Raw genomic sequence first — 12,704 nt, forward strand, 5'->3', positions numbered from 1 at the left:
TTTTTGCCCATTCCTAGCTCGTAGGCCCGCCACTGCGTTCCAGCCTCGCATAGCGCCGGAGCCTCCCGCGGCATTCTCCCACTATCAGAAAACCAGAATCACTGAACTTCACAAACTAAACATACTTACGCTGGACACAAACGACAGTAAAAAGTCCTAACGTAGTTCTCCGAAGTTTCTTGAAACCTAAGCGACTTTTCGTTTTAGCCATCCAAATTCTTTGGTATAATGGATAGTAATACACACTGGGATTGTGATCAGCAATTGATGCTGGTCATCATGACAGAATAAGGGAGCGACAACATTTGTTAATTGGCTTATATACACTGCTCATCGTGGGCTTAGTGATCGTTGATCAGTGGATCAAACACGCAATCGTCGCATCATTGGCGCTAGGGGCAACTCATTCGGTGATCCCCAACGTGCTGTCACTGACTTATCTTCGAAATGATGGTGCCGCATGGAGTATGCTGGCAGGGCAACAGTGGTTCTTTTATATTATTTCAATTGCGGCATTAGCTGTGTTGATTTGGTTTTTTGTGCGTTTTCGGCATAACTGGCACTATGAAGTTGGAATCGCCTTTATGATTGCCGGTACGATTGGCAATTTTATTGATCGGCTGATGAACGGGTTCGTGGTCGATATGTTCCAATTGGACTTTATCTCGTTTCCCATCTTTAACTTTGCGGATTCGTGTCTCACCATTGGTGTCATTTGTCTGATGTTGGCGTTGTTATTTGATGACCAATCGGAGGCGAAGACCCATGCCTGAAGTTCATGAATATCAGATCACAACTCAAAGTGGCCGATTAGACAAAGTATTATCGGAACTGATGCCCGAACAGAGTCGCTCGCAACTCAAAAACGCGATCGATGAACAGCGCGTGCTGGTTAACGATCAGCTTGAAAAGCCGAAGTATAAGGTGCAAGCGGGTGACAAAGTGACGGTAACGATTCCGGATCCAGTAGCTTTAGATTTGGAACCGGAAAATATCCCACTTGATATTGTTTACGAAGACGATGACGTGATCGTGGTCGACAAGCCAGCCGGGATGGTGGTGCATCCGTCTCCTGGCCATCCAGACCACACACTCGTGAATGCGTTACTTTATCATTCACCACTTTCAACGATTAACGGTACTTTTCGACCCGGAATCGTTCATCGAATCGACAAGGATACTTCAGGATTATTGATGGTCGCCAAGAATGATCACGCGCACCGTAGTTTAGCGCAACAGCTAAAGGATAAGACGAATTTACGAGAGTATCTGGCGTTGGTTCACGGTAATCTTAAGGATGATACCGGCACGATTGACGCCCCAATTGGCCGATCGTTAAAGGATCGAAAGCGGCAGGCCATCGTTGCCGATGGGCGACATGCGGTGACACATTATCAGGTGTTGGAACGCTATGGCGATTATACGTTGATCTCCTGCTGGCTGGAAACGGGACGGACGCATCAGATTCGGGTGCATATGAAATCGATTGGCCATCCGCTTGCGGGTGATCCACTTTACGGGCCACGGAAAACAATCAGTGGTTCGGGGCAATTTTTACATGCCCGGAAACTAGGGTTCAAACATCCGGTCAGTGGTAAGCAGCTTGTGTTTGAAACGCCGCTTCCATCCGATTTCAAACAGGTGATCAAACGACTACGGTCACAGCATCCCGGGTATACAGTCGTTAAACCGGGGTGGGATGAAAACGAATCCCTTTAGTCGAGTGGCTAGTTGACAACCCCTGTTAAATTACCTATTCTAAAGCTAATGCAATCATTCAGTATTACGCGATTAGGGCAAGATGCCACTAATCAGCCATTCATTTAAAAATAAACTAGGAGGCAACTCATGACCAAAGTAGTTGTAGACGCAATGGCAATGCAACGGGCCTTGACCCGGATCACTTACGAAATTATTGAACACAATAAGGGGATCGATGGCCTTGTCATTTTGGGCATTAAGACCCGGGGCATTTACTTGGCCCAACGCATCGCCAATCGCTTAAAGCAGTTAGAAAATGCCACGGTACCAGTTGGTGAACTCGACGTGACCAAATACCGGGATGATATCGAACACGATAGCACCGAAAATGATCCGCAAGTTACGGTTTCTAAAATCGACTTTCCGTTAACTGACAAGAAGGTGATTTTAGTGGACGACGTGCTTTACACCGGTCGAACGATTCGGGCAGCAATGAGTGCCATTATGGACCTTGGCCGACCAAAACAAATTAACTTAGCGGTTTTAGTTGATCGTGGCCACCGAGAACTCCCGATTCGAGCAGACTTTGTCGGCAAAAACATTCCGAGTTCTCAAAGCGAACGGATTCGCGTTGCGGTGACGGAAATTGATGGGCATGATAGCGTCGAAATCATTGATAGATAGTATCGACTGTAACAGAGATTGGATTGATGGCAGATGACACAACGATTTTTAATTTTAGAAGACGGCTCGGCATTTGCGGGTGAAGGCTTCGGTGCTGGTGCAACGACGACTGGTGAATTAGTCTTCAATACCAGCATGCTGGGTTATCAAGAAATTGTCACGAATCAGGTGTACCATAACCAGATCATTGTGTTCTCGCAGCCAATTATCGGGAGCATTGGGATCGCACACGATGGTTATGAATCAATTTTACCGACGGCGAAGGGCATGGTTGTCCGGGATGTGTCGGCGATTTCTAAAAACCGCCAACGGTCTTTGTCGCTCGATCAGTTTTTAAAACAACATAATATTCCGGGAATCAGTGGTATTGATACCCGACACTTGGTTCGACTGATTCAGCAAAAAGGAACCATGAAGGGGAGTATCGTGGACGTTGCCGATGATCATGCATTTGATCAATTACACGCGACGGTATTGACCAATCAACAAGTGGCTCAGGTTGCAACACCGAGACCGTACCCGAACCCGAACCAGGGTGATAATGTCGTCGTGATTGATTTTGGCCTCAAACATGGAATTTTACGGCAACTGTCACGCCGCAACTGTAACGTGACCGTACTGCCTTGGGACACCGATGCCCAATCCGTGATCAACTTGGATCCAGATGGGGTCATTTTATCGACCGGTCCGGGGTCACCATTGGACCTCCCGGAAAGCGTTTTGGAAATGATTCGGGTGATTCAAGAACGCATTCCGTTGTTTGCGATTGGCTTGGGCCACGAACTGTTTGCACTTGCTAATGGGTCGGAGGTTAAAGCCTTGCCAGTGGCGCATCACGGTGCTAATCACCCAATTCGTAAAATTATCACGAATGAGATTATTTACGCCATGGAAGGTCAAGAGTACGTGGTGGATCCTGAGTCTATTAATCGAGACCGACTCATTACAACCTACGTTGATATTATTGATGGGAGCGTACAGGGATTACGGCACCGGGATTATCCGGCGTTTTCCGTTCAGTTTTTCCCAGACGGCGCGCCTGGACCAAATGATTCGGTTGATTTATTTGACGAATTTATGGAAATTATGGGAACACGGGAGGCTTAATGTCGATGGATAATGCCATTCAAAAAGTGCTGATTATCGGTGGGGGTCCCACTGAAATTGGCCACGAAACTGAACTGGATGCAGCCTGCGTTCAAATCATTCAAGCCTTTAAAAAAATGGGTGTTCGGCCCCTGTTAATTGATAATAATCCTTTTTCAGCGGCGTTAGAGAGTGTTCAGCCCACCAATATGTTTATTCAAACGGTGACAGCTGAAAACGTCCAACGAATCATCGAAAAAGAACAACCGGACGCCATTCTACCCACGGTAGGTGGCGTTTTGGCGATTAGCGTCATTCAAGAATTGCAAGAAACTGGGGTTCTAAGTGATAACGGCTGTCAGGTGTTGGGGATTCCAGGACAGTCCTTGATGGATGTGAATAACCCGGAACGAATCAACGCAGTGTTAGCGCACATGGGGTCACCGGTCATTGCGTCGGAAACGGTGGGCACGTTGGATGAAGCCGTGAACGTTGCCGCTCAGATCGGTTACCCAGTCATCGTGAAGCCAATTGCACCGAAAATCGATACTAACCGAATCTTATGTGATAATGAGGCCGATTTGATTGGCGCTGTCACGCGAGGCTTTCGTTGGTCACGCTTTAAACAGTGTGTGATCGAACAAAGTATTGTGGGTTATAAGGAAATTGAGTTAGTGACGGTTCGAGACGTTATGGGGACACAGGTCTTGATTGCGGGACTGGAAAACATTGACCCAATTGGGACCCACTCCGGCGATTCGATGGTGGTGGTCCCAACGTTGACGCTCAGCAACACGGAGTACGAAGAGTTGCGGGATGCCGCTTTTGCGATTAACGATCAGTTTGGCTTTACGGGGGTCGTGCATACGCACTTTGCGTTGCACGCTAATTTGGATCGGTATTACGTGACTAAAGTTACCCCATACAATGATCGGGGATCGTCGCTAGCTGCCTACGCGACCGGATATCCGATTGCGTACGTGGCAGCTAATTTGTATTTGAATCAAAAAGTGACGGATGTTCGGTTGCCGGATAACTACGAATTCCGGCAATCGGCGTTGCTGGAACCAACCTTAGACCACGTGATCGTGCGAATCCCAATCTGGCCGTTTGAGGACGTGCCAGAGGCTGATCAGCATTTAAACACGGTGATGAAATCAGTTGGGTCAACTGTTGGAGTCGGTCGAAGCACCGAAGAGGCCATTTTAAAGGCGTTGCGTTCGTCGCAATTTAGTCCGCAAGATGAACTCCCTTCGATGAGTGATTTGACTGATTCACAAATTATTTCACGACTGATCCATCCGCTTTCCAGTCGCATTTTGGTGCTGATTGAAGCGTTGCGGCGCGGTTATCAGGTCGATGAACTGACTGAACTGACTAAAATTGATGCCTTCTACTTTGATAAGCTTAAGCATATTCTTGAAATCGAAGAGGATATTAAGGCCGCACCACTATCAGCTGAGCAACTTAAGCGTGGCCGTTATTATGGCTTTGGTGATGGTATGATTGCGCGAATTTGGCACACCGATATTGATACGGTCCGCGAAATTGGCAAATCCAACTTGATTTTACCGACATATAAGGGCATCGAACCTAGTGCTGGCGAGTTGATCCAAACGCCATCAAGTTACTACAGTACGTTTGAAACGGAGAACGAAGCAACTCAGTTATCCGATAAAACGGTGCTTGTTTTGGGACGGGGCGGTAACCAATTGGGACCTAACGCGTCGGCTGACTACTTTACAACTGAAATGCTAAAGCAGTTGCGGCGTTCCGGTTATCGAACGGTTATTATGAACACCAATCCGAATGCGGGGTCACTGAGTCCGTTACTGACGGATAAACAAATCATTGATCCCGTTCAGTTAGGTGACGTGCTGAATGTGGTAGCACTTGAAAAGCCGGTGCTGATTTTTGTACCTGGAAACCGCCACTATTTAACCCGGGAACTGCGAAAGCGTGAGTTACCGGTTGCTGTTTTGCCGCCAGATCAGGAGAAACGAAGTGATTTGGTCAGTGACCATGCTGAAGTTGGGCTAGATTTGTTCGTCACCAAGGAACACATTGTACCGATTTTGGCGAGTGATCTTAAATCAGATCAGGGCATGGCCACCACTTTTGATCAAATTACAGTCACGAAAACACCGGCAACGTTGAACGATGGGCAGCTGGATCGCATCCTGAACCATGCCAACAACTATTTGAGCGTCCATCATCGAACTGGGGTCGTGCAGATGTTGTACACGATTGACCGAAATGGTGAGCCCAAGTTCGCTGGGATTCGACCAAGTCGGTTAACGACGATTGCTTTTTTGAATAAGGTGACCGGTATTAACTGGGTTCGGATGCTGGTGCGCCAAGCGTTAGGCGAAATTGATGAATCACTGATTCAAAAATTACCGCTGGATATTCGTTCTGATCGGGCGGCGCTTGTCCGTGGTACGTTCCCGTTCAAGCAACTGCAACTGACCGAACGACTTGGGTTAACGACTCAAGAAGTTGGGGCCTCGATTACGTTTGGGGTTGATGCGGCGTTGAGTGCGGATGAATAGCGTGCGTACCCGTTCATTAAATTAACAGTTTGTATATAGCAAAAAGGCCACCGTTCGAACGGTGGCCTTTTGGTCGTCTTTATTGTCGTTTGTGTCCAGCGTAAGTGTGCGGAGCGAGACGGGTTGAGAGCAGTGTGTAAGGTGAGTCCGGTGAAGGCGCCCGGGCTTGGCGGGTTTACTGGACTCACCTTACATGCAGCTCTCAGTCTCGCGCAGCACCATTCGGCGTGGTGGCCAGAAAGCGCGTGGTTGACAAGTTTCTACAACTTCAGGAACCCTAGAAATGACAGTTTAAGTGGCGCCGAATTTTGTAGCCTGAACGAGCGCTTTTCAATGCGGCTTTGGAGAGCGAAGCGATGACAAACAGCCAACACCCAAAGCGCACCCAACACTTACGCTGGACACAAACGACAGCAAAAAGCCCTGGAGAGATCTTCCCCAAGGCTTTCGTAGCTCTTTCGTAATTGAGTTGCAGTAAACAACCTATTTTTTAAGATGTGATTCAACTTCAGCACGATCAGGCGTTACAAACAAGGTCTTTTGACCCTCATAAATTACGTAACCAGGTTTAGTACCGTTGGGTTTCTTGATGCGCTTGACTTGAACATAGTCAACCGGCACCGAGCTCGACTGACGGGCTTTAGAGTAGTAGGCCGCAATGTTAGCCGCCTCCAACAGCGTTTCGTCAGATGGCGCATTATCATGAATAATGACGTGAGAGCCCGGCATGTCCTTCACATGCAACCAAACGTCGGTTTTAGCCGCACTGTGTAAGGTTAGTTTTTCGTTTTGCAAGTTGTTTTTACCAACTTCGATTGGGGTGCCATCACTGGCCACGAACTGTTCCGGTTTAGAGATTGGTTGCCGCTTCTTCTTAGCGTTCCGCCGGTGTTCGTGATCGCGTAAGTAACCGCCTTGTTGTAGCTCCAACTTAATATCGGTCAGGTCTTTTGGCGCTGCTAATTCGATTTGAGTAGCGATGTTTTCCAGATAGTTCACTTCAGCTTGAGTGATCGTCATTTGTTCCGTGACGTATTTGACCGACGCTTTAAGCTTGTTGTACTTTTTAAAATACTTCTGCGCGTTTTGCGACGGGCTAATTTGATTCGAGAGGCTGATTTTAAGTGGTTTCATCTCATCGTAGAAGTTCGGCAGTTCAATGCTGGTCATGCCACGAGTGACTTGTGATAAGTAGGTGGTGAGTAACTCACCCTTAATTCGGAAGTCATCCGCGTTTTCAGCTGAATCAAGACTCGCCTGCAACTTTTTGAGTTTCGTTTTATTCTTCTTCAACTCATTACGGACAACGTGAATCAAGGTACTTCCTTGTTGCTGGACGCGGTCTCGCTCGGCACGGTCCTGATAGTAGAAGTCTAAGAGTTCACTTAATGTATCGAATGATTGTTGAGTCGTTTCTGGTTGATTGTATGGAAAGGCGGAAAATTCAGTTTTGCCGTTTTCGTTGACCGTCAACGTTGGCTCTGGATGGTCAAAGCGCGCGAAGAATTCTCGAAACAACGCCTCGTAGTCGGTTGATTGGTGCAAATGACGAGCGAGTGCTAACGCCGTATCTTTACCGAGTCCTTGATAACGTTGCCGGAGTTGTTGTGCGAGTACCGCTTCGTTAGGATATTGTTGAACCAATGCGGTAAGTTGATCATCCGGGCCATCAAATGGGTTCAGCAGATCCTGTTTTGGTGGGTTGATATAGTGACCGCCAGGCAATAGCGTCCGGTAACGATTTTGGTCACTCCCAACGTGTTTAATGGTATCCAAAATCGTCATCGTTGCGGTATCGACCAGCATGACGTTACTGTGCCGGGCCATGATTTCAATGATCAATCGCAGCGCGACCTGATCACCTAACTCGTTACGACTGGTGAAATCCAAGTGAACGACCCGGTCATTTTGTGCTTGGCTGATACCAGTCAAAATTGCGCCACTCAGGTATTTACGCATCATCATGGTAAAGTTAGTTGGCGTTACCGGGTTAACGTAGGGAATGGCTGTGGTTTGCAGCCGGGCGAAGGTGGGGTTAGCTGATAACAGTAGGGGGTGACTCTTTCGATTAGCCCGAATCGTCAGAACAATTTCATTATCGTAAGGCTGATTGACTTTTGACACCCGACCACTGGCTAACTGCTGGTTAAGTTCAGTCACCATCGCGTGGGTAAACGTACCGTCAAATGACATGTGTTCACTTCCTTAAGTTTATTCAATACTTTCTTTTGGGACATACAAAGTCTAGTATAGCAGATACCCAGAACAGAGAGAAGCAGTTAGTCTGGACATTTTATTGATTCTGAATGGAATTGTAAAAAACAGTTAAATTTTAGCACTTCGTTGTCATCATGAGTTAAGTTTGGGGTTCTCGTAGCGTTTTAAAGCGCCAACATGTATAATACAACTAAGGATTTTAATTATGAAGGGATGACTGACGATGGATGATATATTGGAGAATCTGAGTGTGGCTGCTAAGACGTTGCAGAGTCGGACGAGTAAACTGACGAAACAGTATCGGGTTACGATTGCAGAGTGGAAACTCTTGCGCCAAATCAAACAAGGTGTCATTACACAAGATGCCATGGCTGAAGCGATGCAATTGGATAATTCAACGCTAAGTCGTCAGTTAAAAAACTTAACCGAAAAACAATTCACTTCAAAAACGGCAGTCGGTAAAGATCGCCGGCAATTAGAGTACGCCTTAACGCCAAGTGGCGAGGAGGCGTTGCTCAATATTGATAATGACTATGACGCGCTAACGGACGCAGTTTTTCACTACTGGCCAGAAGATGAGCAACAGATGATGAAAATCTTGTTAAAGCGATTAGCGCGCAGTATTGAACGTGCTAATTAGGAACGGCGAGACAATCTCATGGGCCGCTAATGGACACTGTTCCAAAAAACTGTTAGAATGTTAATCAAGCTAAAATTTGAAAAAGAAACGGGTGTTTGCGATGAAAATAGCTGTGGTTACCGATAGTACCAGCTATTTGTCAGCAGAAGAATGTCAACGATACCACATTCACGTTGTCCCGATTCCAGTCATTATTGACGGACGGTCTTACAACGAAGGTGTCGATATTACAACGGAAGATTTTTGGGATAAACTTCGGACCTCAAAGTCGTTTCCTAGCACGTCACAACCACCACTGGGTGAGATGATTCAGCTTTACCAGCAATTGGGCGATGACGGTTACGATACCATTATTAGTATTCACTTGGCCAGCACGATTTCGGGTTTTGTTAATTCACTTCGTCAAGTCAATGAGCATCTAGAAAACACCCACGTGGTGGTCTATGATTCTCAAATTACCGTGAAGTTGATGGGCTATTTGGCCATCGAAGCAGCTAAGATGGCAGCTAAGGATGCGACAGTGGATGAGATTATCGCGCGATTGGACGCGGTTCGAGCCACCATTGATGAAGTTTTCATCGTGGATGACTTGCAGAACCTCGTTCGTGGCGGTCGTTTATCTAATGCGTCAGCCTTCATCGGCAGCTTATTGAAGATCAAACCACTTTTAACCTTCGACGAAACGAGCCATGAAATTGTGGCTTTTGAAAAGGTTCGGTCACGTAAAAAGGCCTTAGTTCGAGTAGAAGATATTTTCCAAGAAGCGTTGGATCAAGTTGACTATCCACTTCGAGCCATTGTGATCGATGGGAATGACCCCGAGGGTGGCGAAAACTGGTTGAAGCAGATTCAGACCAAGTTCCCCAATATTCCGATTGAACGCGGCTACTTCGGCCCAGTCATCGGGACGCACTTAGGTGAAAAATCCCTGGCGTTGGCTTGGATGTTGGATACTGACAAGGCTTAAATGAGAAGTTTGCTATTATTTGAATGATGACGCCTATTTTAGGCACCAGTTATCAATTGTTTAATTTGAACCACCTATGCAAAACTGCATAGGTGGTTTTTTAGGTTGCCGTTAATAACTTGTAATAAAGTAGTTAACTTTAGGCGCTATCTTGTAGGTCGATCAGGGGTTTGCGGTATAATAAGTTGAACTATCAAGTAATAACGGGAGGGATTGGTATCGCAACCGATACAAAGTTAAAACTAGCGCAGGCATTTAAAGCACTTTTGGAGACAATGCCACTTAACAAGGTCACCATCGATTTACTGACGCAACGCGCTGATGTAACCCGCAATACGTTCTACTATCACTTTGAGGATATTTACGCACTGCTGGAGTGGACGTTGCAGCATGACGTTTTAGATCAGTTAGCCCACTACCGCCAACTGAATACTTGGCAAGGCGGCTTAGACGTCGCTTTAGATTACATCGCTGATAATCGCCAGTTTTGCCGCCACCTTTTTCAATCGGTTGGGCGTGACTTGCTTGAACAGTCGCTCTACGCGATTTCCAGTGAAATGGTTGAAGGCGTGGTGCTGGATATTCAACCAGACGTGGCGCCATTTTTAAAAGATGCGATTACCAATTTTTACGGTTGGGCGTTGGTAATGCAGTTTGTGCAATGGTTGAACGCTGATTTGGCCGAACCGAAAGCCACCGTGATTCAACGAGTTGAGTTGATGTTAAACGGGTCGGTTGAATTAGCCCTGAAAAATGGGCAACAGCTCAGCCAGTTTGGACAAACCGACTAGATTGTCTATATCACAACAGTGCCTTGTATTTTATAATGTAAGCGTAAACAAAATATCAACCAAGGCGGGTGATCAACATGAAGCATCGTCATCATCAACACCTCATTCGACACTTGACGACCAGCCTATTGCTGACTGGTCTCATCGTGGGTGGCGCGGTTTATCATCACCGCCACTAATTAACTTAGTTTATCAGGGAGGTCATCTTTATGGTTAAAACAAAGGCAATTATGATTGGTGCTGGGCTGTCCAATATGGCAGCCGCCGTTTATTTAATTCAAGAAGCGCACTGGCACGGTGATCAAATTACGTTTTATGCGCTAGACGATCACGGTGCGAACGATGGTAGCGAAATGGATGACGCAAAGGACGATTACTGGAATGTCAATCACCCAATGGAAAATACTCGGGGGTACATCGCTCGAGGCGGGCGGATGTTGAACTACCGGACCTACGTTGACCTAATGGATCTGCTCGGTCGAGTCCCATCCGTAACTGAAGCCGGCTTAACGGCTGCAGAAGATACGCACGAATTTGACGCCGCTCACCGAACCTTTGATAAGGCGCGGTTACTTCAAGGTGGCAAAGGCATTATTGATGGTGGCAAGCTGGGTCTTAACAGTAAAGATCGTTCATTGTTAACAAAACTAGTTTTGATGCCTGACAAGGAAGAAACTCGGTTGGACAACGTCTCGATTGCCGAGTACTTTAAAGATGATCCCCATATCTTTCAGACTAACTTTTGGTACATGTGGGAAACCACTTTTGCGTTCCGGACGCAGAGTTCGGCGCAAGAGCTTCGTCGTTATATGCACCAGATGATTTATGAATTTACGCAAATTGAACACTTAGTGGGGGTTAATCGGACCCGGTATAACCAGTATGAAAGTATTATGTTGCCGCTGATCAACTACTTGAAGGATCAGGGATGTCAGTTTGTCATGAACCGCCGGGTAACCGATTGGCAATTCAAAGAAACGCCCATGCAAGATGAAATCACTGTCACCGGTTTGGAAATGACAAACGTGGATACGGATGAAACCGAAACGGTACCCGTGGATGATCAAACGGCCGTTATCTTTACGAACGGTTCAATTACCGATTCCGCTACTATTGGCGATTATGACACACCCGCACCAGAGAATCCGGATTATGGGGCAGCTGCAAGTTTGTGGAAGCGCGCCACTGAACGGTTCTATAATTTAGGCAATCCCGATAAGTTCTTCGCGGATCGAAACGCCAGTGAGTGGGTCAGCTTTACGTTAACCACGTCGAACCACTTATTGCTGAATGAAATCACGCGAATCACAACGCAGGTTCCCGGGAATGCGTTAAATTCGTTCCTGTCGACTCGACCAATTACACCATTAGGGCATAATGACGTCAATATGTCGATCGTGGTGCACCACCAACCTCACTTTACAACGCAAAAGCCAAATGAATCTGTTATCTGGGGTTACTTCCTATACCCACGGCGTCACGGTGAATTCATTGAAAAACCGTACATCGAAATGACCGGTAAGGAAATGGCCGAAGAATTAATTGGTCAGTTGTCCAAAGTTGATCCAGGTCCAGGTAATATTATGGATAAGAAGTCGGCCATTTTGGATAGCATTATCAACAATATTCCGGTTTATATGCCGTATGCGAGCGCGTTATTTAACAATCGAGCCAAGACGGATCGTCCGGAAGTAATTCCGGCTCACAGCACCAACTTGGCCTTCACGGGTGAGTTTGCTGAACAGCCTTACCAGATGATTTTTACCGAACAAAGTGCCGTTCGTTCTGGTGAAATTGCGGCCTACCACTTTACTGGCATTCCGATGGATCGGTTAGTTGATACACCACGGTATGATAAGGATTTGAAGACGTTGGCTAAGGCGACTAAGAAGATGTTTTCTTGAGTAGTTGATGTGAATTAAAATAGCGTTCCGACTCATGATGAGTTGGAACGCTATTTTGGTTACGTTTGTGTCCAGTGTAAGCATGCTTCTGTTCAGTTTGTGAAGTTTGATTTGCGTGAACTGTCGATTCCGGTAAGCGGCTAGGTTCCTGCTGTGGGGCCG

At 46.6% G+C, this 12,704-nt stretch carries 11 protein-coding genes; 9 read left to right on the forward strand and 2 right to left on the reverse strand.

Annotation, left to right across the window (positions count from 1 at the left end; translation table 11 throughout):
• The first annotated feature begins 311 nt into the window (after positions 1–311).
• The 5 genes from lspA (at position 312) to ACYVR3_RS15170 (ending at position 6,023) form a co-directional block, all read left to right on the forward strand.
• A complete protein-coding gene (lspA, locus tag ACYVR3_RS15150; RefSeq protein ID WP_461244907.1) occupies positions 312–773 on the forward strand; it encodes a signal peptidase II in 462 nt (153 codons plus the stop codon).
• Positions 766–1,719: an RluA family pseudouridine synthase gene (locus ACYVR3_RS15155; RefSeq protein ID WP_461244900.1), complete on the forward strand. Its 954-nt coding sequence runs from the start codon at positions 766–768 to the stop codon at positions 1,717–1,719. Before lspA ends, ACYVR3_RS15155 begins: the two co-directional genes overlap by 8 nt.
• Before the next feature lie 129 nt (positions 1,720–1,848).
• Positions 1,849–2,385, forward strand: coding sequence for a bifunctional pyr operon transcriptional regulator/uracil phosphoribosyltransferase PyrR (pyrR, locus tag ACYVR3_RS15160; protein ID WP_054737496.1), 537 nt, complete (start codon positions 1,849–1,851; stop codon positions 2,383–2,385).
• Positions 2,386–2,418: 33 nt separating this feature from the next.
• Complete coding sequence (locus tag ACYVR3_RS15165) at positions 2,419–3,492, forward strand: carbamoyl phosphate synthase small subunit (RefSeq protein WP_461244901.1); 1,074 nt, start codon at positions 2,419–2,421, stop codon at positions 3,490–3,492.
• A 5-nt stretch (positions 3,493–3,497) separates the two neighbouring features.
• Positions 3,498–6,023 carry a carbamoyl phosphate synthase preATP-grasp domain-containing protein gene (locus tag ACYVR3_RS15170; RefSeq protein WP_461244902.1) on the forward strand — a complete coding sequence of 842 codons (2,526 nt, stop codon included), beginning with the start codon at positions 3,498–3,500 and terminating at the stop codon, positions 6,021–6,023.
• 483 nt (positions 6,024–6,506) lie between these two features.
• Here the strand turns inward: ACYVR3_RS15170 and ACYVR3_RS15175 are convergent, their stop codons facing one another.
• Positions 6,507–8,216: an NFACT RNA binding domain-containing protein gene (locus ACYVR3_RS15175; protein WP_054737481.1), complete on the reverse strand. Its 1,710-nt coding sequence runs from the start codon at positions 8,214–8,216 to the stop codon at positions 6,507–6,509.
• Between the two features lie 247 nt (positions 8,217–8,463).
• Here ACYVR3_RS15175 and ACYVR3_RS15180 point away from each other — a divergent pair, with 247 nt between their 5' ends.
• From ACYVR3_RS15180 to ACYVR3_RS15195, 4 genes are all read left to right on the forward strand, one after another.
• Positions 8,464–8,880 (forward strand): MarR family winged helix-turn-helix transcriptional regulator, encoded by a 417-nt coding sequence (locus tag ACYVR3_RS15180; RefSeq protein WP_082405179.1) that lies wholly within the window; start codon positions 8,464–8,466, stop codon positions 8,878–8,880.
• A gap of 100 nt (positions 8,881–8,980) precedes the next feature.
• Positions 8,981–9,847, forward strand: coding sequence for a DegV family protein (locus ACYVR3_RS15185; protein WP_461244903.1), 867 nt, complete (start codon positions 8,981–8,983; stop codon positions 9,845–9,847).
• Between the two features lie 185 nt (positions 9,848–10,032).
• The gene (locus ACYVR3_RS15190; protein ID WP_461244904.1) at positions 10,033–10,638 is read left to right on the forward strand and encodes a TetR/AcrR family transcriptional regulator; all 606 of its coding nucleotides are present in this window, start codon (positions 10,033–10,035) and stop codon (positions 10,636–10,638) included.
• A gap of 209 nt (positions 10,639–10,847) precedes the next feature.
• Positions 10,848–12,542: an oleate hydratase gene (locus ACYVR3_RS15195; RefSeq protein WP_461244905.1), complete on the forward strand. Its 1,695-nt coding sequence runs from the start codon at positions 10,848–10,850 to the stop codon at positions 12,540–12,542.
• Here ACYVR3_RS15195 and ACYVR3_RS15200 read toward each other — a convergent pair.
• On the reverse strand, positions 12,523–12,704 hold a 182-nt coding region (locus ACYVR3_RS15200; RefSeq protein ID WP_461244906.1), incomplete at its 5' end, for a hypothetical protein. The two genes, ACYVR3_RS15195 and ACYVR3_RS15200, sit on opposite strands and share 20 nt — an antisense overlap.

Source organism: Secundilactobacillus muriivasis (assembly GCF_054785195.1).

Bases quoted from the DNA above. Each gene is read 5' to 3' on its own strand.
- ACYVR3_RS15155 (WP_461244900.1), top strand. From the start codon at position 766: ATGCCTGAAGTTCATGAATATCAGATCACAACTCAAAGTGGCCGATTA.
- pyrR (WP_054737496.1), top strand. From the start codon at position 1,849: ATGACCAAAGTAGTTGTAGACGCAATGGCAATGCAACGGGCCTTGACC.
- ACYVR3_RS15165 (WP_461244901.1), top strand. From the start codon at position 2,419: ATGACACAACGATTTTTAATTTTAGAAGACGGCTCGGCATTTGCGGGT.
- ACYVR3_RS15170 (WP_461244902.1), top strand. From the start codon at position 3,498: ATGGATAATGCCATTCAAAAAGTGCTGATTATCGGTGGGGGTCCCACT.
- ACYVR3_RS15175 (WP_054737481.1), bottom strand. From the start codon at position 8,216: ATGTCATTTGACGGTACGTTTACCCACGCGATGGTGACTGAACTTAAC.
- ACYVR3_RS15180 (WP_082405179.1), top strand. From the start codon at position 8,464: ATGGATGATATATTGGAGAATCTGAGTGTGGCTGCTAAGACGTTGCAG.
- ACYVR3_RS15185 (WP_461244903.1), top strand. From the start codon at position 8,981: ATGAAAATAGCTGTGGTTACCGATAGTACCAGCTATTTGTCAGCAGAA.
- ACYVR3_RS15195 (WP_461244905.1), top strand. From the start codon at position 10,848: ATGGTTAAAACAAAGGCAATTATGATTGGTGCTGGGCTGTCCAATATG.